This window comes from Mesorhizobium escarrei, assembly GCF_935825525.1.
Classification (GTDB): Bacteria; Pseudomonadota; Alphaproteobacteria; order Rhizobiales; family Rhizobiaceae; genus Mesorhizobium; species Mesorhizobium escarrei.
Genome location: NZ_CAKXZT010000121.1, coordinates 89,605 through 111,197 on the forward strand (window position 1 = coordinate 89,605; position 21,593 = coordinate 111,197).

The window sequence follows — 21,593 nt, forward strand, 5'->3', positions numbered from 1 at the left end:
ATCCGCGGTTGGTATGAGCGGCACCAGTCTTACCGCGAAGGACATCAACTGCTCGAGTGTTAAATAGCCGTCTTGCCATGCTGTACGAAGTGCTCGCCGTCGACGAGGTCCCCCAGTGCCCTTTGGACCAGCTCGAAATAGGGCTCGGCACCCTCATAGGCAGCATATTTCTCACTCGGCATTCTGATCTCTCCATGAGTTTTGCAGGTTACTTGCCAAGTGTCGCCTGTCGACGAAACCGGCCTTACCTTGCTCGATGATGCGGAAACAGGCCCGACGCCGCGAAGTCGGTGATGGTATCCATGATCGCTAGGCGATCATCGGCGCTGATTTGTTCGGCTCTTGCCATCGCTGTTCCCCCAAAGCAGATGATGGCCACGGTGAGCACTCTGGCTGTCTGCATTATCATGACCTCCTGCCTTACTGCTTTTCGCCAAAGCGCGTGAAATGCGCCGCAACCGCATCGGCGATTGGTCCGCTTAGAAGACCACACATGCTTGGCGTCTTTGGTTGATAACCACTCAGAGTGCTTTCAGCAGAGAGGCATGCGCCGCATCTGGCCCGGCGCATCGGGGTCATAATACTTGTTCGGTACGCCTTTCTCCTTCAGCATATCCGAGCAGAAACGCAGCCGGTCGCGATCGAGTGTCACGCCAAGTCCCGACCCATCCGGCAGCGACAAGAAATTGTTCTTTGGACTGAACGGGCCTTCTGCGATCACGTCATGCGGCTGCTGGCGAAGCAGCGATTGATTGGGTTCCCGGATATGCGGGTGCGCGGCGCACAGGTGCAGATAAGCGGCCGTGCCGAGGCCGCTGTCGCCCGAATAGCACCAGAAATCGATGCCCGCTCCCTGGCAGGCCGAGACGAAGCGCATCGCCGCGGAGAAACCGCCGAGACCCGCGACGTCCGAGACGATGGCATCCGGCACGCCGTACTCGACTGCCTTGGCGATGTCGGTGTTGTGGCCGGAGAAGGGAATCGTGGTGCGCTCGCGCAGCCGCTTCATTGCCGTCCAGTCAGGTGTCGGATCCTCCCAGTTGCGCGTGCCGATCTCCTCGAACGCCGGCGCAAGATAGGCCGCAGATGGCAGGCTGAAGGCCTGGTTGCTGTCGATCCTGAGCATGGCGTCAGGACCCAGGGCGTCGCGCAACGCTTGCATCAGGGTGATGTTGGCGCGAAGATCGGGGTTCGACACCTTGCCCTCGAAGAAGGTGGTGCCATGCGCCTCGCGCAGCGAAAGGCAGTAGTCGACAATGGCGGAAACGGTCGCCTCGCCACCCTTGCCGTCTTGTGGCAGGCGATAGCTGAAATAGTCGGTGAAGGGGATTTCGCGCCGATGGATGCCACCGAGCAGGTTCGCCACCGGCTGGCCCCACAGCTTGCCGCGTAGATCCCACAGCGCGATCTCGATGCCGCCCCATGCGCCGCGACGGCCGTAATCCGTGACCGAATGTGCGGCAGGCATCCAGGGCAGCACTTTCCGCTCGATGCCGGCGATATCGAGCGGGTCGAGGCCGACCAAGGTTTCCGCCCAGGCTTCGATCACAGCGGCCGCGGAATGGCTCGGCGCTTCGCCGATACCGACCACGCCGTCCGACGTCTCGACCTCGACCACGCATTTGGTGAAAGCGTCCAGCACTCCGTAGGACCAGAGATAGGGGGCCTCGAGCGGGACGAGAATCGGCGTTGCGCGGATGGAAGCGATTTTCATTGGACGGCGCTTTCTGCCGATTTTATCACAGGTAAAACGGTGTCCCTCGATTCCTCCCAACATTTCCGCCTAATGTCCATCACGAATTCGACATCTCGCAGCAGAGGAGGGACATGTGGCACGGGTCGCGTTGGACAAAGTCGAGCGGATTGCGGTGTTGGCACTGGCAAAGGCCGGCGCGAGTCCCAAACAAGCCGGTGCGGTCGCGCGCTCGATACGTGCTGCGTAGGCTGAAGGAACGCTCGGCGTCGGTCTCGGCAATCTGCCCTGATATTGCCGCCACGCGACAATCGGCAAGATTGTCGGGACGGCGGAACCCGTTGCCGTGGCGCCGCGGCCGGGCGCAATCCGCGTCGACGCGCTGGGCGGCTTCGCTCATCCGGCCTACGAAGCAGGTGAGCCGCAGTTGATCGAGGCGGCGCGCCGGCAGGGCATCGCCGCTCTCGGCGTTGCCAATGCCTATGCCTGCGGCGTGCTGGGCTATTTCACCGACCGCCTCGCGCGAGCCGGGCTGGTGTCGTTGGCTGCGACCAACGCCTCTTCGACCATGGCGCCGTGGGGTGGCCGCACGCCTTTTCGGCACCAACCCCCGGGCCTTCGGCGCGCCGCGCGCCGGGGATCCGCTGGTCATCGACAGTCGGCGGCGGCGACCGCCTTCGTCAATCTGGCCAGCGCCGCGGCCGCCGGACGCGAAATTCCGCCCCCCTGGGCGCTCGATGCCCGGGGAAAGCCGACCACCGACGCGCGGGAAGGGCTAAAAGGGCTCGATCGCGCCGTCCGGCGGCCACAAGGGCAGCGCGCTGGCGCTGATGGTCGAGGTGCTAGAGGCTGGCCTGACCGGCTCGCACTGGTCGTTCGAGGCATCGTCGCTCGGAGACGATTTCGGCGGACCGCTAGGCTCGGACAGAGCTTCATCGCCTTCGACTCTGAAGCCATGGCCCCGAACTTCGTCGAAAGGCTGGAGACGATGCTGGGTACGATGGCGGCACAGGAGGGTGTGCGTCTGCCCGGCGACCGCAGGCATAAAAATCACCGCTACGCCGAGCAGAACGGCGTGCCGCTGGAAGACGCGGAGGCAGCGGCGCTCGCGGAACTAGCCGGCGAAAGTCCCGCTTCCTGGCCGGACTGGGCTAGCCCCGCGGTCATTTCTCCTGCCTGATGGCGGGCCACTTCGGCCTTCAGCCAATCCAGAAAGGACTGCGCGACCGGGCTTGGCCGTTCCATGGTGACCCAATAGCAGATGTCGGTGCTCACGGCGCTGCCGGGCGCAGCCTTCAGCCGGCCGCTGGCGAAATGGGTGGCCGACGTGAACAGGCTCGCCAGCATGATCGCCGAACCCTGCGCGGCTATATCGGCGGCCGAATGCTCGGCATTAACGTGCGGGCCGGGCGGCACCGGCGCGTCCAGACCTTTCGCGGCAAGCCAGCCCTGCCAGTTCAATGTGCCGTTGTGCTGGCCACCGGGATTGTCGATGTGGATGGCCCGCAGCCTGGTCAGGTCGCGAAGGTCCGAAACGCCGTCGGCCTCGGAGCTGGGAGCGAAAGCGATGGCGACCGTCTCGCGCACCAGAAGGTGCCAGTCGGGACCGGGCGGGACGACCGTATGGGCGATACGGATGTCGGCAAGGTGGCCGTCGCGCCGCATCGGATCGTTGGCCGCCGCGACATAGGGCGTGACCTCCGGATTAAGCGCCTCGAAGCCGGCAAGGCGCGGCAGCAACCACAGAACGGTGAAGGTCATCGGCGCCACCACCCGCAGCGCCGGGGTCGCATTGAGGTTGCGCAGCACCGCATCAGCGGCCCGGATCCGCGCGAAGGCGTCCCCGAGGACGGCAGCGAGATGCGAGCCCGCCTCGGTCGGCAGGAAGCGGCCGCGCGACCTGAACAACAGGGCTCGGCCCGCCTCGACCTCCAACTCCCGAAGCCGGTGGCTGATGGCGGCCGGGGTCACGCACAACTCCCGTGCGGCGGCTGAAAGGCTGCCATGGCGAAGCACGGCCTCGAACGCTCTCAAGCCGACTGTGGGTGGCGACTGTCGCATTTACCACAGATAAAAGAAGAACGGCGAAATCGTCAATTCTCAGGCAGCACTTTTCAAGGCAGCGTTCAAAGAAAAATTCGCGAGACTTTTTGCGCCGTTCCATGGCGAAACCACTCAATTGCCAGGGTTTGGCCCCGCATAATCAGGCCGGGCGTCGCACGCCCGAACAAAGGGGAACTGAAAATGACCGAACATCGCAAGACGGGCGCCGGGCGCCCCATCGTCCAGAAGCTTGCCGGCGAGACGCGGGCGGGCCGGCTCGACCGCCGTGAGTTTCTTGCCCTCGCAAGCGTGCTCGGCGTCGGCGCCGCCGCGGCTTACGCCCTTGCCGGTCTAGCTGCGCCAACACGCGCCTCGGCACAGGAGCAGAAGAGGGGCGGCATCCTGAAGGTCGGCCAGCAGGTGCTCGACATCAGTGACCCGCGCGCCTTCGACTGGCCGCAGAAATCCAACGTGGCACGTCAGTTCTGCGAGCCGCTGGTCCGCTGGGAGCCGGACAACAGCTTCTCGCCCAGCCTGCTCGAATCCTGGGAGGTTTCGGACGACGCCAAAACCTACATCCTGAAGGTTCGCCAGGGCGTCAAATGGACCAACGGCGACGATTTCACCGCAGACGACGTGATCTTCAACATCAAGCGCTTCGCCGACACGACCGCGGAGGGAAGTTCCATGGCTGCGCGCATGGCGGCGCTGCGCAACGGCGACGAGCCGCAGGCGGCCGCGGATGCGATCGAGAGGGTCGACAGACATACCGTCAAGCTCCATCTGCGCGTCGCCGACATCTCGCTGATTCCGAGCTTCGGCGACTATCCGGCGCTCTGCGTGCATCCTTCCTTCAAGGGCAATCTCGCCGCCGAGCCGATCGGCACGGGTGCCTTCGAACTTGTCTCCTTCGCGGTCGGCGAGAAAGCGGTGTTGAAGCGCCGCGAGAACGGCAGCTGGTGGGGCGGCGAGGCGCTGCTCGACGGCATCGAGTTCATCGACTACGGCACCGACGAAAACCTGCTGATCTCGGCCTACGAGACCGGCGAGGTGCATATGAACGACGAGACAAGCGCCGAAATCGCCGCGAGCTATGACGCAGCCGGGCTCGTCCGCGAGACCGCGCTCACGGCCACGACCATGGTGGCGCGCATGAACGCCAAGACTGCGCCTTATACGGATGTGCGGGTACGCAAGGCGATCCAAGGCGCGGTCGACAATGCGGTGGTGCTTCAGCTCGGCGTCGCTGGCCTGGGCACTGTCGGCGAAAACCACCACGTCGCGCCGGTGCATCCCGAATATGCGGAGGTTCCAAAGGTAGCGCCCGACAAGGAAAAGGCGAAGGCGTTGCTGGCCGAGGCGGGTCAGACTGATACCGAATTCGAACTGATTTCGATAAATGAAGGCTGGATGTCCTCGTCCTGCGATGTCATCGCGGCGCAGATGCGCGACGCGGGGATGAAGGTCAAGCGAACGCTGCTACCGGGCTCGACCTTCTGGAACGACTGGACGAAATATCCGTTTTCAGCCACGTCATGGGGCGGGCGACCGCTTGGCGTGCAGATCTACGCTGTTGCCTACCGCTCCGGCGAAGCGTGGAACGAAAGCGGTTTCTCCAATCCGGACTTCGACGCCAAGCTCACCGAAGTGCTCGGCGTCTTCGATCCCGACAAGCGCCGCCCGCTGATGGCCGAAATGGAAAAGATGTTGCAGGACAGTGGCGTGCTCATCCAGCCCTATTGGAATGAACTCATCATGCACCGTATCGCTGCGGTGCGGGGCTATAAGCGCCATCCTCTGCGCGAGATGCACCTGGAGGAGGTGTGGCTCGACATGTGACGGCTCAAGGAGTCGGCAGCAACTTGCGCGCTGCCGGCTCGAACGAACCTGCCGCACTCGATCGGACCTGCCGAATGACCCGTTCTGCGTCCGTTGATGGGCAGGCCGAACAGACGTGCGTATTCCCGGCTGAATTGGGTAGGGCTTTCGTAGCCCACGCCGAAGGCGAATGACGCCAGACGATCAAAGAGCCCATTGCGGCGGGATCGTTGAACGCGGCGATCCGGCGACGGCTATGCGCTACTGCTGTGCGCATCATTCGCCGGGTGCTTTGCCGATAACGAGAGAGCGACAATTTCAGTTGGCGGGGCTTCGCGTCTCTCGCTCTTTCATCTGAGCAAACGGCTGACGGCGCTCGGCGACGTCTCTCTCAAACAGGCGATCCAGTTCGTTTTGGAATCTATGGTGCTGAGCCAGCATTTTGCCACGGCGGTCAACCGGTTCGACGGCCAGAACCAAAGGTTGAGGTTGTCCATCGAGGAAGGGGCCTGATCTCTCTTGCCGGAAAGCCGTGGGAGCCGACTACGCGGAAGACCGGCTTCCTACCATTATCAGGCCATAAGATGATCCTACGCGATTAAAATCATATTTCAGTCTGATATTGCAATTGTAACTATCATACTGTAGACTGATCTCTATAGTAGAAAAACCAGGCCATCATATGAAAACGTATGTGCGAAAGAGGGCGCGGGAGCGCCTGGATGAGCGGCTTGCGGGCTTGAAGCCCGTAGATCGGCTGCTTCCGCCTCCCAAGGGCTGGATACGGGCGATCCGGGATGCGCTTGGCATGAGCGGCGTTCAGCTTGCAGCCAGGCTCGGCGTGCGTCCGCAGACGGTGGAGGCGCTTGAGAAATCCGAGGCCTCCGGTTCAATCCAGCTCAGCACGTTGCGGCGGGCCGCCGAGGCGCTGGACTGCACGCTGGTCTATGCGCTCGTGCCGAACAGCTCGCTGGAGGAAGCCGTCAATGCGCGAGCGCGGAAGATCGCGATGCGCGCGCTTGCGCGTGTTGCCCATACGATGAAGCTGGAAGCGCAGGAAACCGGCGATGCCGGGATGGAAGCGCGCATCGAGGCTTATATCCGCGACCAAGTCAAAGACCGTGATCTGTGGGAGGGGCCGTGAGCGACCTCTTCGCGGAACCCGAAGACGCGAGGCCGCTGGAGCCGGAGGAGCGCGAAGGACTCCTGCAAAGCTGGATTACGCATCGCGGCGATCTCAACGAGGCCGAGCAGGAGAATATCCTGGCAGGGGTGGCGTGGGCGCGCGGGCGGCGCGGGCGCAAGCTGCAGGACATTCTCAGCATCGACGTCGCCATGACGTTGCATAAGCGCATGTTCGGCGATGTGTGGAAGTGGGCGGGGACTTGCCGCACGACGGCGCGGAATATCGGGGTCGATGCGTACCGCATCCAGACCGATATGGCGGCGCTGTTCGGTGACGTGCGCTATTGGGTGGAGAATGGAACGTATTCGCCGGATGAAATCGCCGTGCGGCTGCATCACCGGCTGGTTGCCATTCATCCTTTCCCGAACGGGAACGGGCGTCATGCGCGGCTGATGGCCGACCTTCTAATCGAGCGGCTCGGCGGCGAGCCGTTCAGCTGGGGCGGCGGCGGACTTGCGGATACCGGCGAACTGCGCACCAGGTATGTCGGGGCGCTGCGGGCGGCGGACGATCATGACATAGCGCCGTTGCTGGTTTTTGCGCGGTCGTAGTTCTTTCATTTTCATGGCGCGTCCTGCTCCGCTTGGGGCTACGCAGGATCGGGCTCTACTCGCCGCGCTCACCAAGCCCCGCCGGGTCTTAGCCGTCCGGTGACGATCCCTCGCGCAAGGTTCGCCACCGAATACGAGAACATATGAAGGATATGGCTGGGCGAACCACCCGCTAACTGATTGTTGAGAAGTCGATGTCCCTCCGGGGCCTACCCGGTATATTTTGGTTCGGTTAGCCAAATCATGAATGGCGAACCTCCGTGCATCGCATTGATATTGTTGATTTATGGTGGGCTTCCGAGACCGCCTTCTTCGGGCAAACCTCGCAAACTCCGGCCGAGGGCGTGTGGCGCGAGGCCGCCGAAGTGTCGGCAATACCTAGGTCCAATAGATCAATCCCCTCGGCTTTGGTCTGATCGGCTTAACATCCGCGCAGACGCAAAATTTCCGTGCCGCTCGCCGACGTTGCCGAACCGCTCGCCGCGGCGATCGCGCTCACCGACCGCACGCTGGCCGGCAAGAGCCGCGCGCATCTGCCGTGCCTGCATGTCGGACTCAAAGCAAACTTGTCCCGAAGGACGAGCCTGCAACGGCCGCGATCTTCGCGAGGGATGATGAGATGAACCAGTCAAGAACATCAGCCCTTCGGGTCAAGATTGTAGGGTTCCCGGTGCCATCGAGCGAAGGTCTCGGCGATCGCGAGGACCGCAGCATGAATCGGTCCTGCGGTTAGGTTGGGCATAATCGACGCATCCACGACACAAAGATTGTCGAGCGCTTTGAGTCGTAGATTTGCATCGACGACGGCGTCCGAGTCCTTACCCATCCTGCAAGTACCGCAGGGATGATGGTGTGTGATCACCGACTGCGCGATGAAGTCGTCCATCTTGGCCGCACTGTTCAAGGTGCCTGGCAGGAGTTCGCGCTCTCGCCAGCCGGCGAGTTCATCTCTATGCCCGATTGTCCGTGCTGCCTCGAGAGCTTGGCGAAACAGCTCGCGGTCCCGACCGGTTTGCAGGTATGCCGGGTCGATTATCAATCGATCACCGAGCTCAGGCCCACTTATACGCACGCTGCCGCGGCTCGTCGGATGGGTGATCCCGAACAGCAGCGTGTAGGCCGTGCCAGCGGCAGGCGCTTGGAAGCATTCGGACACGATCGGCGCGATGCCGCAGCCAACGACTATTTCAGGCTGCCCGGTAGCGGTGAAGTTGTCAGCTCGCATATAGGCCATCGACTCCGAATGTTGGAGGCGCGATGGAGGAACCGGCTCGCGGGCCGCATAAAGGTTGCCGGCACCAAGCAGGTGGTCCTGAAGGTTTCGACCGATTTCAGGCATATCGATCAAGCAGCCAACGCCCGCGGCATCGAGCACATCGTGCGGGCCGATGCCCGAACGCATCAGCAAAGCCGGACTTTCCAACGCTCCGGCACAAAGTACAATTTGATCCGCAAAGACTTCGACCGAACCCTGTCGCCCTACGACCTCGAGGCTGCGGACCTGATTGCCCTCCAAGTTGAGCCGCCGCACCCGGGATCCCGTAAGGATGGTAAGGTTTTGGCGGCCGCGAACAGTCTTTGTGAGCCAAGCGTCCGCCGCCGTAACCCGCCGCCCGTCGCGAATGTTCAAAGAGTTCGGGGTGACACCGATCATCTCTCCGCTGTTGTGGCCCTCAAGGCGAGGCAGACCCAACGATGCGCCTGCCTCGATGAAGGCACGAGCAAGCGGACTTACTTCGTCCGCCGGTAAATGGATCGGCAACGGCCCACCCTTGCCGTGAATGCCGTCGCCACCAAGCGGGTGGTTTTCGATAGCCTGGAAAATAGACAGCAGTTCATCCCAACTCCATCGGCGATCCCCAGTCGCGTCGACCCAAGCCTGGAAGTCGGAAGGATGACCGCGCATGTAGCCCATCGCATGCAGGCAACTCGAGCCGCCGATCAACCGCCCGCGCGCCCAATGATGCACCCGGCCTGCGGTGCCGGCTTGCGGCTCCGTACGATAGTCCCAATCATAGCTACGGCCCTGAAGCGTCGGCCAGGCAGCGGGGTTCCAGATGTCGGGGTCTGCCGCCTCTTCGCCTGCCTCGATCAGCAGAACGCGACTGTCCGGCTCTTCACTCAGTCGCGCGGCAAGCAATGTGCCGGCCGACCCACCGCCGACGATGACGATATCGGAATTCGATTTGCGCTCAACATTGGCCCTGGTCATCATCGCTCCATCTGCCACTTGCTGGCTTCGATAGCCGGCATGTCTGACACCGACATGGTGAAGACCGCGCGCACTGATCTGCGTTCGGCAGATACCCGATCCGAAACGTCATGAAGGACTTCGAGTCTCAGACGGAACTACAGTCTTTCGAAGAACTCAAAGCCCGCTGTCCATGGATATCTTCGCTGCCGCTTTCGCCTTCAAGACATGCTGTTTCGAGGCTTTGCGGGCGGCTTTCTCGTCGCCGGCGGCGATGGATTCGAATATCTCCCTCATCTCCGCCAGGCTGCTTTGTGCTCTGCCGTCCAATGACATCGATCGTCCTCGAAAGAAGCTTATCCTGGCCACCAGACCGCGATGCACTTCCTCCAGGATCGGATTCCCGCAATTCGCGAGTATGATTGAATAGAAGTCTGCGGCGGTCATGACCTGCGCCAGGCTGTCATTGCTGGATGCCGCCTCTTCGAATGCGGAAAGAGATTTCTCAAGTTCACGCAACTGTTCCGGGGAAATTCTCAACGCGCATCGTCCCGCTGCCTCGACTTCCAACAGCTCTCGAACCTCGTAGATGGCGGTTGCCACCTCCCACGAAAGTGCCGGTATCGACGGCCCGCGGTTGGGTACAATCTCGATCAGGCGCTCGGCCTCAAGACTGCGCAAAGCCTCTCTCAGCGACGGGCGGCTGATGCCGAGCTGTGTGCACAGTTGACTTTCGATGAGGCGGCTTCCCGGCTGGAACAATCCGGAGAAGATGGCGAGCCGCAACTTGTCGACGGTCTCCCGTTGCACTGTCCGTGGCGAAATTCGCAAATTCAAGTCTGGGGGCATCGATAACGTCTCATGGGCTTTTGAGTCGCAAGCTGAAGCAGCATACGCCACGCTGCGGAAATTTGACAGCAGGATAGCCAGATTGTCAAATCTGAAGATTGCAAGAAAGTCAGACAATCGGCTTGACGCGACCCCAGCTTTTATGATCCTTTTGCAGGAGACGGGCAGCGGAAGCGAGGATCATGGACATGGCGGCAGACATACCTTCCGACCACTTCATCTCGCGACGCATCGACATTGGCCGCATCACCTTGAACGTGCGCGAGAAGGGCAACGGCCCATTGATGCTGTTCTTCCACGGCATCACCTCCAACTCTGCCGTCTTCGAGCCGTTGATGGCCCGACTCTCGGATCGGTTTACGACCATAGCGGTTGACCAGAGAGGGCATGGCCTCAGCGACAAGCCGGAAACCGGCTACGCGGCGAATGACTACGCGGACGACATCGCCGGCCTGATACGCACTCTCGATCGAGGCCATGCCGTCCTCGTCGGACATTCGCTTGGTGCTAGAAATTCCGTCGCGGCCGCAGCGAAATACCCGGATTTGGTGCGGTCGGTCATCGCAATCGACTTTACGCCGTACATCGAGACTGAAGCGTTGGACGCGTTGGAAGCGCGAGTGAACGCGGGGAGCCAGCTTTTCGAGACTGTAAAGGCCGTCGAAGCATACCTCGCCGGCCGCTATCCGAATATTCCCGCCAACGCCATCAAGATCAGGGCTGAAAGCGGCTATCAGCCGGTCGATGGTGGATTGCGTCCATTGGCCTCGCCTGCGGCCATGGCGCAGACCGCCAGGGGCCTGCGATCGGACTTGGTGCCGGCCTACCGGAACGTGACGAAGCCAGTCCTCATCGTGCGAGGCGAGACGAGTAAGTTGGTGTCAGCGGCGGCGTTGGCGAAGACAAGTCGGCTGCGGCCTGATCTGCCTGTCGTCGTCGTTCCGGGCGCCGACCATTACGTCAACGAGGTCTCTCCCGAGATCACGTTGAAAGCCATCACGAACTTCATAGACGCCTGACGGCCAAGCGCCGTCTTCTTGTACGCAGCAGGATCCAGACAATGGCCAACGTAAACAAAACTTCGGGCAAAGCGCGTCGTGCCGAGGTCGCCGGTGGCGGCTTTGCCGGCCTGACAGCCGCCATCGCTCTCAGGCAGAACGGTTGGGATGTCAGGCTGCACGAAAAGAGTTCGGTGCTCCGGGCATTCGGAGCGGGCATCTATCTCTGGCACAATGGCCTTCGCGTGCTCGAAGGGCTGGGCGCCTTGGACGATGTTCTCCTGGGCTCGCACACGCCTCCGACCTACGAGACCTGGATGCATAACAAGTCGGTTTCCAAGGAGACGTTCAACGGTCTCCCCTGGCGCATCATGACTCGGAGCCACCTGCACGATGCCTTGGTCAACCGGGCCCGTGCCCTGGGCGTCGACATCCGCGTCAATTCCGAAGCAGTCGCCGCCGATCCGGACGGACGTGTAACCCTCCAGAGCGGCGAGGTTCTCGAAGCCGACCTGGTCGTCGGCGCCGATGGCGTTGGCTCCAAGGTCAGGGATTCCATCGGCTTCAAACAGGATCGATGGATTTCGAAAGATGGTCTCATCCGACTGATTGTACCGCGCATGAAGAAAGACCTCGGACATGGCGAGTGGGACAATACCATCGACATGTGGAACTTCTGGCCGCGTGTTCAGCGCATTCTCTACTCGCCCTGCAATGAGAATGAGCTCTATCTGGGCTTGATGGCTCCGGCCGCCGATCCTCGCGGATCAAGCGTTCCGATCGATCTCGAAGTTTGGGTCGAGATGTTTCCTTTCCTGGAGCCGTGCCTGATCGAAGCGGCCAAGCTGAAAACCGCCAGGTACGACAAGTACGAAACGACCAAGCTGGATAGCTGGACAAGAGGCAAGGTTGCCCTTGTTGGAGATGCCGCGCATGCGATGTGCCCGGCTCTTGCCCAGGGCGCCGGTTGCGCGATGGTCAACGCCTTCAGCCTGTCGCAAGACCTGGAGGAAGGCTCCTCGGTCGAAGATACGCTCGTCGGGTGGGAGAAGCGCATTCGCCCGATCACGGATCGCTGCCAGGCCCTGTCTGGCGACTATGCGGCGAACCGCTCGCTTTCGAAGGGAAACATGTTCACGCCAGCGGCACTGGAAGCTGCCCGCTTCGACCCGCTGCGCCGTGTCTACTCATGGCCGCAGTAACGTCGGACAAGCTGGTCAACGAATTAATTGGCGCGTGCAGAAGCTGCGCGCTCCCTTCAGGAGATGAAGATGAACTATTCCAGCGAAGTCGAAAGAGACTATGATGTCAGGGGATGGTACTCCTCAGTCCAGGAAAGCCGGCATGACGGCGGCAAACCTGGCGAAACCCTCATCAAGGTCGCGACAGGCGTTGTTATACGCAATCCGTTCGCCGGAAAGTTCGTCGCCGAACTGTCCGACCTGACAAATCCGAGTTCGGCTATCGGTCATGCGCTCGGCCAGCGAGCCGTGGCGCTGCTCGGCAACAGGCAGGTCGAAAGCTACGGCAAAGGCGGTATCGCAGGTACGGCCGGGGAACAGGAACATGTCGTTGCTTGCATCACCACGGTATTCGGAGATCCGCTGCGGCAGCAGGTGGGCGGTGGCAAGGCTTGGATCTCGTCGGTGAGCAAGGTCGCTGTCGCCGGCACTGCTATCGACATCCCGCTCGCCCACAAGGACGAACTCTACATCCGTTCCCACTATGATGCCGTCACCTTTTCCGTGCCGGATGCCCCACGCCCGGACGAGCTTTTGATCTGCGTCGCCGTCGCATCGGGTCCGCGCGTGCATCAGCGCGTCGGGGGTAAATCCGTGGCTGACCTCAGAGCCACCGCTGTCTAGTTCGATCGAAATTGGTGAAAGGACGAAAATTCCATGCCCCTGAACATCAAGGACCTCAAGATCACGTCCGAGGATTTCCAGCCGCTGGGGAAATTGCGCGACGAGCATGCCGGCGACAAGGGCAACGTATTGCCCAAGCTTACGGTCAGTGGCGTCCCGGTAGGTGCGAAAGATCTCGCGGTCATCTGTCATGATCCAGACGCGCCCTTGCCTAACGGTTTCACGCATTGGGTCGTCTACGGCATCGATCCGTCGACCACTGATCTTTCGGACGCGCAGGAAAAGTTTCGCGTAGGACCTAACGGCGCCGGCGACAAGCAATATTATGGGCCTCAGCCGCCCGCGGGCCATGGAGAACATCACTACTACTTCTGGGTCTATGCCCTGGACACGAAAGTCGAAGGGACGCCCACCAGGGAGGAGTTCCTCCAAAAATATGCCCGAAATGTCATCGAGCAAAATCGGGTCGTCGGCATCTACGAAAACAAGTGAATTCCCGCATCGGCGATCAATAACAACAATAAGTATGATCGCAGATGCCATGCAACGCGAGAATTTGAAAATGACAGAGAATAAATCCGCTCACGAAAAGATTTTCGATGAGCTGGTTACGGCCACGAAAATCCTTATAAACGAACGGATTATGGATACATTCGGCCACATCAGTGCCCGTGTTCCGGAGGATCCTCAAAGCTTCTTCCTGGCACAGAAGCTTGCTCCAAGCTTGATAACGGTCAATGACATCCAGCGCTTCAACCTTGACGGTGAGACGTCAGACAACCGCCCGTCCTATCTGGAGCGCTATATCCACAGCGAAATCTACAAGGCGCGTCCCGACGTTCAATGCGTGCTCCACACCCATTCTCCGGCTGTCCTGCCTTACTGTTTCGTCGACCAGCCGCTTCGGCCAGTCACCCATATGGGGGCTTTTCTCGGCGATGCCGTCCCCGTCTACGAGATCCGCGACAAGCACGGTGACGACACGGATCTCTTCGGCGGCAGCCCGAGCGTCTGTCGGGACATCGCCGAAAGCCTCGGAAGCTATCCTGTCGTTCTCATGGCGCGTCATGGCGTCGTTAATGTGGGCAATTCCGTCAGGGAGGTTGTCTTCCGCGCCTTCTATCTTGAGCAGGAAGCGGCAGCGCTTACGGCCGGCCTGCAGATTGGCACGATCAAGTATCTGTCGCCGGGCGAGATCAATGCGGCGGGAAAGCTTGTCGGCGCGCAGATCGACCGGGGATGGGATCACTGGTCGCAGCGTCTCAGGCAGGCCGGTTTGGCTTAGTGCCGCGGCCTTGAAGATTGCCTGGACCGTCCTGGTCTTTTGCCAGGATCTTCCAGGCTCGGTTTCGATAGTTCCCTGACGCAGGGGCGTCAGTCGAAGGCAATGAAACACACCATGCCGCACGCGGAAAGTTACGATTACATTATCGTTGGGGCCGGATCAGCCGGTTGCGTGCTCGCCAACCGGCTGAGTGCCGACCCGAGATGTTCGGTGCTGTTGCTGGAGGCCGGCGGCTGGGATCGCGATCCCATGATCCATATACCGCTTGGGTGGGGTAAGATCCTGACCGAGCGGCGCCATGACTGGATGTATTTCTGCGAGCCGGAAGACAATGTGGGCGGACGCAGGGTCGAGTGCGCGCGAGGGAAGGTTGTCGGCGGATCGTCGTCTACCAACGCCATGGCCTATGTGCGGGGCAATCGCGGAGACTACGATCGTTGGGCAGCCACAGGGCTCAGCGACTGGTCGTATGACAAGGTGCTGCCGTATTTCCGCAAGCAGGAAAGCTGGGAAGGGGGCGAGAACCAATATCGTGGCAGCAACGGCCCGATCAACACCCAATTCTGCCGCTACAAGGACACGCTGATCGACGCCTTTGCGCGAGCCAGCGTGCAGGCAGGCTATGCACAGACGAACGACTACAATGGCGAGCGGCAGGAAGGTTTCGGCCGCCTCCAGATGACGATTTCAAAAGGCCGGCGTTCTTCGACTGCGTCAGCCTATCTGCGGCCGGTGCTGAAGCGGCCCAACTTGACCGTTCTGACAGGCGCAAACGCAACGAAGATTGTGCTGGAGGGTGCGCGCGCCACCGGCGTCACCATCAACCATCGCGGCGGCGAACGCACTGTTGTCGCCCATAAGGAAGTGCTGCTTGCCGGCGGTGTGATCAACACGCCGCAACTCATGATGCTGTCTGGCATAGGGGCGCAGGATGAACTTGCTGCGCACGGTATCCAGACGCGGGTCAACCTGCCGGCAGTCGGCAAGAACCTGCAGGATCACGTCTCGGTCATTCTCATGTACCGGCGCCGCAATCCGGGCCCGTTCCTGCGAAACATGCGTGCCGATCGGATCGGTTTCGATTTCGTCAAGACTTACTTCACGGGACGAGGTTTTTCGGGGGATGTGCCCGGCGGGGTTGTCGCCTTCCTGAGGAGCGGTCCGGCGCGACCGTTGCCGGATGTGCAACTGCTCTTCACGGCGGCTCCGCTCGCCGCATGGCCATATCTCAAGCCGTTCAAGGCGCCATTTTCGGACGGCTTCGCGACGCGGGTCGTGGCCACACAGCCTGAAAGCCGGGGAGCGGTGAAACTGGCGTCGGCCGATCCTTCAGCGGCGCCCCTGATCCACCAGAATTTCCTGGCCTCGCCAAAGGATTGGGAGTCCCTTCGGGCCGGCTTCCGGGTGGCAAGGGACCTCGCGGCGCAGCCATCCATGCAGCCCTTCATCGAGGCGGAGTTTTTTCCCGGCCCGAAGTGCCAGAGCGACGACGAGATCGACGAACATATCCGCCGGACCTCCATCACCGTGCATCATCCGGCCGGGACCTGCCGGATGGGGGTCGATGCAGCCTCGGTCGTTGACCCGGAATTGCGCGTTCGCGGCGTCGAACGCCTGAGAGTGGTGGACGCTTCCGTCATGCCCGACCTGGTCTGCGGAAACATCAATGCGGCAGTGATCATGATCGCCGAGAAAGCTGCCGACCTCATCGCGGGCTCAAAAGAAAGCGGGGCAGTGCAATGATCCGACGTATCGCCATCATCGGTCTAGGTACGATGGGGCCGGGCATGGCTGCCCGACTCGCCAGAGGCGGCCTGCAGGTGGCCGCCTACGATGTTGCCCCAACAGCGATCGAGCGCGCGCGATCCATGCTAAGCGCGGCCGAGACCGTTCTCGACGCCTTGGGTATCGCGTCACCGTCGGCCGGCGTTGGAATGGTTCGCTTCACCGACGATATCGGCGATGCGGTATCCGGTGCCGACCTTGTCATCGAGAACGTTCCTGAAAACATTTCGGTCAAGGCCGATGTCTATCGCACAATCGACGGCCTGATAGCCTCGGACACGATCGTCGCGTCCGACACGTCGGGTATCCCGATCACCAAGCTGCAGGCGCATATCTCGCATCCCGAGCGGATGGTGGGCATGCACTGGTCGAACCCGCCGCACATCATCCCGATGATCGAGGTGATCGGCGGCGAGAGGACCGCGCCGCAAACCGTGGCGACGATCCGCGAACTGATCCGCTCGATCGGCTTGCTGCCGGTGGTGGTAAAGAAGGACGTTCCCGGCTTCGTCGAAAACCGCGTTCTCTATGCGCTGCTGCGTGAGGCGGTCGACCTTGTCGAGCGCGGTGTCATCGATCCGGAAGATCTCGACACGTGCGTGTCGTGGGGCATCGGCTACAAGATCGCGGTGATCGGGCCGATGGCCCTGCTCGATATGGCGGGCCTCGATATCTACAAGTCCGTGTCCTCCTTCCTCAACGCGGATCTCTCCAATCGCGACGATGTCGCGCCCATGGTGCTGGAAAAGACGAACGCGTCGAAGTTCGGCATCAAATCGGGCGAGGGCATGTTCTCATATACGCCCGAGCAGACCAAGGCGCTGCAAGGCGAACGGGCGCGCAAACTCGTCGCGGTGCGGCGCATCCTCGAAGGCCGGGGGTAGCCAATGGTTCATCGTGATCACAAGGCCGGCTGGGTTGGGGAGTTCGTAACGGCGGCTGTTGGTGCCAAGCGCGCCTTCACGGACCGGACGGTGCGGCCACGGTTGACGACAGCGCATGGGGTGGCAAGCCATGCGCGTTGAAACCATTCGAGCAGCCGGTGGCCGGCCGGCCCATATCCGCCATGACGACCTGATCTCCGCCAAGAGCGTTTCGGTGGTCATGGCCAGGCAGCTGGTTCTGCAGAATATCGATCTTTCGATACCGAAGGGGTCGTTTGTCTCCCTTATTGGTCCTTCCGGTTGCGGCAAGAGCACCTTACTCAAGGTTCTGGCCGGGCTTGTAAATCCGACGAGCGGCAGCGTTTCGATCGCCCGGCTTTCGCCGGTCGAGGCGGCGCGCAAGCGAATGATCGGCCTCGTATTCCAGGACGCCAACCTGCTTCCCTGGAAGAGTGCCGTCGACAACGCATCGATGCTGCTTGGCATCGCCGACAAATCGCTCTCTCGCGCGGATTTGCGGGCGCGCGGGCAGGAGATGTTGGAACTGGTGGGCTTGGGCGACAGCGCCCACAAGCGCCCCCATGAATTGTCCGGCGGCATGCGCCAGCGCGTCGCTATCGCGCGGGCCCTGGCGCTCGATCCGGCGGTGCTGCTGATGGACGAGCCGTTCGGCGCGCTCGACGCCATTACCCGCGATTCGATGGGCCAGTCGCTGCTGGAGATTTGGCAGCGCACCGGCAAGACCATCGTGCTCGTCACCCATTCGATAGACGAGGCCATTCATCTGTCGCGCCATGTCCACGTGATGGGGATCAAGCCTGGGCGGATCACCGAGAGCCTCGACATTGGTCTGCCCTATCCGCGCGATCTGTCGGTGGCGGAAGATCCGGAGTTCGTCAGGCTGGCGGTTCAGCTGCGGACGATGCTGCGCGCCAGCCATCAACCGGGAGGCGCGCCGTGAGCGATCAACCTGTCACCAATCTCTCCGAGTCGCGTCTTGCCTCAAGCTGGGGTGCAGCGACAGGCAGCTGGCTTCCAGCGGCCATCCTTCTGCTGGCGACGATCGTGGTGTGGGAAGCCGTGGTGCGGATTTTCGCCATATCCGCCTTCATCATTCCCGCCCCGTCCGAAATCGCGCAATCTCTGGTCGCGCAATGGGCAACGCTGATGCAGGCGACACTGGTGACGGCAGGCGAGATCCTTTTCGGGTTCCTTGTCTCTGTCGTGGTTGGCATTGCCATTGCGCTGGTCATCGTGCGCTTCGACTGGCTGGGGCGAGCGCTTTATCCGCTGGTGGTGCTGTTCCAGAACGTGCCCAAGGTGGCACTGGCGCCGATCTTCATCCTCTGGTTCGGCTACGGGCTCGCGCCCAAGATCGGCCTGATCCTGGTCATCGCCTTCTTCCCGGTGACATTGTCGATGCTGGCGGGCATGCAGTCGGTCGACCGCTCGCTGTTGTCGCTGATGAATTCGGTCGGCGCCAGCCCGACGCAGATCCTGTTCAGGATTCGCGTTCCGCATTCGCTGCCGAACCTGATGGCCGGAACCAAGATCGCTGCGACGCTCAGCGTCATCGGCGCCATAGTCGGCGAATTCGCCGGCGCCTCGGATGGGCTCGGCTACGTCATCCAGTTCGCTTCGACCCAGCTCGACACCGCGCTGGTCTTCGCGGCCCTGCTCCTTGTTTCGGTGCTGGGCATCGCCTTCTACTACGCAGCCGAAGTTCTCGAACGCATCATGGTGCCATGGGCACCGAAATTCAGCCACGCCTAGGACAGTCAACGACAGGAAGGATCGATCAATGCTGAGACGCTCACTCATCAAGGCAGCCACGTTTGCGGCATTTGCCGGCGCGCTTGGCTTCTCCGGCCTGGCGCTGGCGGCGGACAAGGTCAGCGTCCAGCTCGACTGGGTGGTGCGCGGCAACCACGCCATGTTCTTCGTGGGCAAGGAAAAGGGCTTCTTCGCTAAGAACGACATCGACGTGGCCGAGATCCGCAAGGGTTCCGGCTCGCCAGACGCCATGCGGCTGGTGGGCAATGAGAATGCGGATTTCGGTTTCGGCGATCTTCCCACGCTCGCGGTCGCGCGGTCGCAGAATGTCCCGGTGGTGGCGGTGGTCGCCGTCAACCAGCACTCGCCGCTGGCGATCATCTCGCTGGCGAAGACGATGAAGCTCACCAAGCCGGCTGATCTCAAGGGTCTCACTATCGGCATTCATCCAGCCGGTTCAACCTACATCTTCTTCAAGGGTTTCCTGGCGGCCAATGGCCTGACGGAGAAGGACATGACGCTGAACAGCGTCTCGCCGCCCTATGAAAGCTATCTGCTTCTGGGCCGGGTCCAGACGGTGGTCGGCTATGTCGACGCCGAGGTTCCCGAACTGGAGGCCAAGGCGGGCGGTCCCGGTTCGCTCAGCATCATGATGGGCGCGGACCATGGCTGGAAGGCTTATGGCTCGGGCCTGTTCACCTCTCAGAAGATGATCAAGGACAAGCCCGACGTCGTCGCCCGCTTCGTTAGGGCATACAGGGAGGCATTCGACTATGTCGTGGCCCACCCCGAAGAGGCCGCCGAGATCACGGCCAAGGCTGCACCCGGTTACGCGGACAAGAAGGATGTGCTGCTAGCGCAAATCAACGCCGATATCGCGTCGACCTTCACCGGCCCGGACACCCAGGAGCACGGCCTCGGCTGGATGACGAAGACGCGGTGGGAGGAAACGCTGAAGACGCTCACCGATCAGGGCGTGCTCAAGACGGCTCTCTCGGCGGACGATGTCTTCACCGACACGTTCCTGGCAAAGAAGTAAGGGGCGCGCGGTGTTGGGGCGGGCAAGTCGATGAGCGCCTACCGGCAGACCAGACTGTCCTGCCCCATGACGCAGGAAACGGCGCGTTCGCCTTTCGCCGCGTCGGTGCGGTCGAGTGTGATCTGCACGCGTGTGGCATATGCGCGACCCGACAGGCCGCACCACAGCCGCTCGAGGGGCAGGTTCTCGCGCTTGTCGTTGAGGATCGTGAACGTGCCCGTCTTGGGGTCGAACCAGAGTTCGAGGCGAGCGGTCTTGCCCGGCTCGACCGTCGCGATCCCGGCCGAATACCAGTGGGCGAAGTCGGCATTGCAGGACAGCCCGTCATTGCCCGCATTCGAAATCGTCAACGGCACCATGTCGAGCCCGTCGGTGCCCTTTCGGACGATGACATGGTGCAACTCAACCGCGTTGGCGAAGGATGTGAACGCCAGCGCCACAGGGAGAACATAACGAATCTTCACTTTGCCTGAGCTCCACGGGTAAATTTTCTCAGGCAGTCTACCTCGCATATGCGCAATAACAACAAGAATATTGATTGGTAAATCAAACAGAGAGGGTAACATGTTAAAGATCCTGAAGAGCAGTGTGAGTGCGGTTATACTGAGCGGCGTCTTGCTGGGCGGCGCGCTTGCCGGCGAAGTCAAGTCGATCGCCATCCTGACGCCCGAAGAAGGCACCGATTACGGTTGGAACCAGCAGGGCATCGATGCCGCCAAAGCGGCGGGCAAGGCCGCCGGCGTCGAAGTGGTCGTGGCCCAAGGGCTCGGCTATGGCGATGTTCGTCCCACGCTGCGGGAACTCGCGTCCGACGGCGCCAGCTTGCTGATCGCCCACGCCAGCGGTTACAATACTTCGGCCCCTGAAATCGCCAAGGAATTGAAGGTCCCGGTGGCGATCGTCGACACACCGACCGGCCTTGAGAAGGGCCTCGTCGCCGACTACACGCTGAGCGGTCACCAGGGTGCCTACCTTGCCGGCCGCCTTGCGGCCAAGACGTCGCGCTCCAAGTCGGTAGGCATCGTCGTTTCGGGCGAGCCGCCCTCGTGGAACTCGCAGTCGGCGGCGTTCGCGCAGGGCGTGAAGGCCGAGAACCCGGATGTCAAGATCACCTATGCGGTGATCGGTCCCGCCGCCTATAGCGACGCAGCCGGCGGCAAGCGCGTCACCGAAAGCGTGATCGCGTCGGGCGCTGACATCATCTTCGGCCAGGGCAACGGCTCGAGCTTCGGGATGCTGCAGGCGGTCGAGACGACCAAGGCCGGCGACGGCGGCAAGGTCTATTTCATCGACGTCATCGGCGACAAGACGCCGATCGATAAAGGCTTCCTGCTTTCTTCGGTGGTCTGGAACATCGAGCCGGTCTATGCGGCGATGATCGCCGACCTGAAGGCCGACACGTTCGGCACCAAGAGCTACTCGATCGGCCTCAAGGACGATTCGGTCAAGCTTCTGAAGACCGCTGCGATCCCGGACAATGTCTGGACCGAGATCCAGGCGCTGCGCGATGACGTCATTTCTGGTAAGATTCCGGTCGAGCCGGTCTATGATGCAGCGGCCGTCAGGACGCTGATGACCAGCGTCGCCCAGTAGGGCGATCAAGGTCGGCCGCCGGAGGGGTGATCCGTTCATC

General features: G+C 61.7%; 22 protein-coding genes and 1 pseudogene. 16 read left to right on the plus strand and 7 right to left on the minus strand.

Annotation, left to right across the window (positions count from 1 at the left end):
* Positions 1–59: 59 nt before the first annotated feature.
* The 3 genes from NMG80_RS37045 to NMG80_RS13175 all read right to left on the minus strand — a co-directional run bounded on the left by NMG80_RS37045 (position 60) and on the right by NMG80_RS13175 (position 1,714).
* Positions 60–182, minus strand: coding sequence for a hypothetical protein (locus NMG80_RS37045; protein WP_301943354.1), 123 nt, complete (start codon positions 180–182; stop codon positions 60–62).
* 62 nt (positions 183–244) lie between these two features.
* A complete protein-coding gene (locus NMG80_RS13170) occupies positions 245–403 on the minus strand; it encodes a hypothetical protein (RefSeq protein ID WP_254018495.1) in 159 nt (52 codons plus the stop codon).
* Positions 404–532: 129 nt separating this feature from the next.
* Positions 533–1,714, minus strand: a complete 1,182-nt coding sequence (locus tag NMG80_RS13175) for a mandelate racemase/muconate lactonizing enzyme family protein (protein ID WP_254018496.1) — start codon at positions 1,712–1,714, stop codon at positions 533–535.
* A 325-nt stretch (positions 1,715–2,039) separates the two neighbouring features.
* Here NMG80_RS13175 and NMG80_RS13180 point away from each other — a divergent pair, with 325 nt between their 5' ends.
* A complete protein-coding gene (locus NMG80_RS13180) occupies positions 2,040–2,873 on the plus strand; it encodes an Ldh family oxidoreductase (protein WP_254018497.1) in 834 nt (277 codons plus the stop codon).
* A 20-nt stretch (positions 2,874–2,893) separates the two neighbouring features.
* Here the strand turns inward: NMG80_RS13180 and NMG80_RS13185 are convergent.
* Positions 2,894–3,754: pseudogene (locus NMG80_RS13185) on the minus strand (LysR family transcriptional regulator); the annotation flags it as partial.
* A gap of 183 nt (positions 3,755–3,937) precedes the next feature.
* On the opposite strand from NMG80_RS13185, the gene NMG80_RS13190 reads away from it, so the two are divergent.
* The 4 genes from NMG80_RS13190 (at position 3,938) to NMG80_RS13205 (ending at position 7,914) form a co-directional block, all read left to right on the plus strand.
* The gene (locus NMG80_RS13190) at positions 3,938–5,575 is read left to right on the plus strand and encodes an ABC transporter substrate-binding protein (RefSeq protein WP_254018498.1); all 1,638 of its coding nucleotides are present in this window, start codon (positions 3,938–3,940) and stop codon (positions 5,573–5,575) included.
* 661 nt (positions 5,576–6,236) lie between these two features.
* Positions 6,237–6,698, plus strand: coding sequence for a mobile mystery protein A (locus tag NMG80_RS13195; RefSeq protein WP_254018499.1), 462 nt, complete (start codon positions 6,237–6,239; stop codon positions 6,696–6,698).
* Positions 6,695–7,291, plus strand: coding sequence for a mobile mystery protein B (locus NMG80_RS13200; RefSeq protein ID WP_254018500.1), 597 nt, complete (start codon positions 6,695–6,697; stop codon positions 7,289–7,291). The genes NMG80_RS13195 and NMG80_RS13200 overlap by 4 nt, the downstream gene beginning before the upstream one ends.
* A gap of 449 nt (positions 7,292–7,740) precedes the next feature.
* A complete protein-coding gene (locus tag NMG80_RS13205; protein ID WP_254018501.1) occupies positions 7,741–7,914 on the plus strand; it encodes a hypothetical protein in 174 nt (57 codons plus the stop codon).
* 14 nt (positions 7,915–7,928) lie between these two features.
* Here the strand turns inward: NMG80_RS13205 and NMG80_RS13210 are convergent, their stop codons facing one another.
* Together NMG80_RS13210 and NMG80_RS13215 are read right to left on the minus strand one after the other, a co-directional pair.
* Positions 7,929–9,503 carry a GMC family oxidoreductase gene (locus NMG80_RS13210; RefSeq protein WP_254018502.1) on the minus strand — a complete coding sequence of 525 codons (1,575 nt, stop codon included), beginning with the start codon at positions 9,501–9,503 and terminating at the stop codon, positions 7,929–7,931.
* Positions 9,504–9,659: 156 nt separating this feature from the next.
* Positions 9,660–10,331 (minus strand): GntR family transcriptional regulator, encoded by a 672-nt coding sequence (locus NMG80_RS13215; protein ID WP_436798613.1) that lies wholly within the window; start codon positions 10,329–10,331, stop codon positions 9,660–9,662.
* Positions 10,332–10,513: 182 nt separating this feature from the next.
* Here NMG80_RS13215 and NMG80_RS13220 point away from each other — a divergent pair, with 182 nt between their 5' ends.
* The 10 genes from NMG80_RS13220 (at position 10,514) to NMG80_RS13265 (ending at position 19,960) form a co-directional block, all read left to right on the plus strand.
* A complete protein-coding gene (locus NMG80_RS13220) occupies positions 10,514–11,350 on the plus strand; it encodes a 2-(acetamidomethylene)succinate hydrolase (RefSeq protein ID WP_254018504.1) in 837 nt (278 codons plus the stop codon).
* 41 nt (positions 11,351–11,391) lie between these two features.
* Complete coding sequence (locus NMG80_RS13225) at positions 11,392–12,531, plus strand: FAD-dependent oxidoreductase (protein ID WP_254018505.1); 1,140 nt, start codon at positions 11,392–11,394, stop codon at positions 12,529–12,531.
* 69 nt (positions 12,532–12,600) lie between these two features.
* A complete protein-coding gene (locus tag NMG80_RS13230) occupies positions 12,601–13,194 on the plus strand; it encodes an amino acid synthesis family protein (protein WP_254018506.1) in 594 nt (197 codons plus the stop codon).
* Positions 13,195–13,227: 33 nt separating this feature from the next.
* A complete protein-coding gene (locus NMG80_RS13235; RefSeq protein ID WP_254018507.1) occupies positions 13,228–13,686 on the plus strand; it encodes a YbhB/YbcL family Raf kinase inhibitor-like protein in 459 nt (152 codons plus the stop codon).
* The gene (locus tag NMG80_RS13240) at positions 13,631–14,479 is read left to right on the plus strand and encodes a class II aldolase/adducin family protein (RefSeq protein WP_254018508.1); all 849 of its coding nucleotides are present in this window, start codon (positions 13,631–13,633) and stop codon (positions 14,477–14,479) included. The genes NMG80_RS13235 and NMG80_RS13240 overlap by 56 nt, the downstream gene beginning before the upstream one ends.
* 114 nt (positions 14,480–14,593) lie before the next feature.
* The gene (locus tag NMG80_RS13245) at positions 14,594–16,222 is read left to right on the plus strand and encodes a GMC family oxidoreductase (protein WP_254018509.1); all 1,629 of its coding nucleotides are present in this window, start codon (positions 14,594–14,596) and stop codon (positions 16,220–16,222) included.
* Positions 16,219–17,148 carry a 5-formyl-3-hydroxy-2-methylpyridine 4-carboxylate 5-dehydrogenase gene (gene fhmpcd1 / locus NMG80_RS13250; RefSeq protein ID WP_254018510.1) on the plus strand — a complete coding sequence of 310 codons (930 nt, stop codon included), beginning with the start codon at positions 16,219–16,221 and terminating at the stop codon, positions 17,146–17,148. Before NMG80_RS13245 ends, fhmpcd1 begins: the two co-directional genes overlap by 4 nt.
* 130 nt (positions 17,149–17,278) lie before the next feature.
* A complete protein-coding gene (locus NMG80_RS13255) occupies positions 17,279–18,109 on the plus strand; it encodes an ABC transporter ATP-binding protein (RefSeq protein WP_254018511.1) in 831 nt (276 codons plus the stop codon).
* The gene (locus NMG80_RS13260) at positions 18,106–18,921 is read left to right on the plus strand and encodes an ABC transporter permease (protein WP_254018512.1); all 816 of its coding nucleotides are present in this window, start codon (positions 18,106–18,108) and stop codon (positions 18,919–18,921) included. The genes NMG80_RS13255 and NMG80_RS13260 overlap by 4 nt, the downstream gene beginning before the upstream one ends.
* 28 nt (positions 18,922–18,949) lie before the next feature.
* Positions 18,950–19,960 carry an ABC transporter substrate-binding protein gene (locus NMG80_RS13265; RefSeq protein ID WP_254018513.1) on the plus strand — a complete coding sequence of 337 codons (1,011 nt, stop codon included), beginning with the start codon at positions 18,950–18,952 and terminating at the stop codon, positions 19,958–19,960.
* A gap of 38 nt (positions 19,961–19,998) precedes the next feature.
* Here the strand turns inward: NMG80_RS13265 and NMG80_RS13270 are convergent, their stop codons facing one another.
* Complete coding sequence (locus NMG80_RS13270; RefSeq protein ID WP_254018514.1) at positions 19,999–20,424, minus strand: hypothetical protein; 426 nt, start codon at positions 20,422–20,424, stop codon at positions 19,999–20,001.
* A gap of 100 nt (positions 20,425–20,524) precedes the next feature.
* On the opposite strand from NMG80_RS13270, the gene NMG80_RS13275 reads away from it, so the two are divergent.
* Positions 20,525–21,553, plus strand: a complete 1,029-nt coding sequence (locus NMG80_RS13275; protein WP_254018515.1) for a putative B6 ABC transporter substrate-binding protein — start codon at positions 20,525–20,527, stop codon at positions 21,551–21,553.
* The last annotated feature ends 40 nt before the right edge of the window (positions 21,554–21,593 follow it).

What these genes read in the sequence shown, in the direction of transcription:
- NMG80_RS13220 (WP_254018504.1), top strand. Translation starts at nt 10,514, where the DNA reads ATGGACATGGCGGCAGACATACCTTCCGACCACTTCATCTCGCGACGC.
- NMG80_RS13190 (WP_254018498.1), top strand. Translation starts at nt 3,938, where the DNA reads ATGACCGAACATCGCAAGACGGGCGCCGGGCGCCCCATCGTCCAGAAG.
- NMG80_RS13230 (WP_254018506.1), top strand. Translation starts at nt 12,601, where the DNA reads ATGAACTATTCCAGCGAAGTCGAAAGAGACTATGATGTCAGGGGATGG.
- NMG80_RS13215 (WP_436798613.1), bottom strand. Translation starts at nt 10,331, where the DNA reads ATGCCCCCAGACTTGAATTTGCGAATTTCGCCACGGACAGTGCAACGG.
- NMG80_RS13235 (WP_254018507.1), top strand. Translation starts at nt 13,228, where the DNA reads ATGCCCCTGAACATCAAGGACCTCAAGATCACGTCCGAGGATTTCCAG.
- NMG80_RS13240 (WP_254018508.1), top strand. Translation starts at nt 13,631, where the DNA reads ATGCCCGAAATGTCATCGAGCAAAATCGGGTCGTCGGCATCTACGAAA.
- NMG80_RS13225 (WP_254018505.1), top strand. Translation starts at nt 11,392, where the DNA reads ATGGCCAACGTAAACAAAACTTCGGGCAAAGCGCGTCGTGCCGAGGTC.
- NMG80_RS37045 (WP_301943354.1), bottom strand. Translation starts at nt 182, where the DNA reads ATGCCGAGTGAGAAATATGCTGCCTATGAGGGTGCCGAGCCCTATTTC.
- NMG80_RS13245 (WP_254018509.1), top strand. Translation starts at nt 14,594, where the DNA reads ATGCCGCACGCGGAAAGTTACGATTACATTATCGTTGGGGCCGGATCA.
- NMG80_RS13170 (WP_254018495.1), bottom strand. Translation starts at nt 403, where the DNA reads ATGCAGACAGCCAGAGTGCTCACCGTGGCCATCATCTGCTTTGGGGGA.
- fhmpcd1 (WP_254018510.1), top strand. Translation starts at nt 16,219, where the DNA reads ATGATCCGACGTATCGCCATCATCGGTCTAGGTACGATGGGGCCGGGC.
- NMG80_RS13255 (WP_254018511.1), top strand. Translation starts at nt 17,279, where the DNA reads ATGCGCGTTGAAACCATTCGAGCAGCCGGTGGCCGGCCGGCCCATATC.
- NMG80_RS13265 (WP_254018513.1), top strand. Translation starts at nt 18,950, where the DNA reads ATGCTGAGACGCTCACTCATCAAGGCAGCCACGTTTGCGGCATTTGCC.
- NMG80_RS13275 (WP_254018515.1), top strand. Translation starts at nt 20,525, where the DNA reads ATGTTAAAGATCCTGAAGAGCAGTGTGAGTGCGGTTATACTGAGCGGC.
- NMG80_RS13175 (WP_254018496.1), bottom strand. Translation starts at nt 1,714, where the DNA reads ATGAAAATCGCTTCCATCCGCGCAACGCCGATTCTCGTCCCGCTCGAG.
- NMG80_RS13210 (WP_254018502.1), bottom strand. Translation starts at nt 9,503, where the DNA reads ATGACCAGGGCCAATGTTGAGCGCAAATCGAATTCCGATATCGTCATC.
- NMG80_RS13195 (WP_254018499.1), top strand. Translation starts at nt 6,237, where the DNA reads ATGAAAACGTATGTGCGAAAGAGGGCGCGGGAGCGCCTGGATGAGCGG.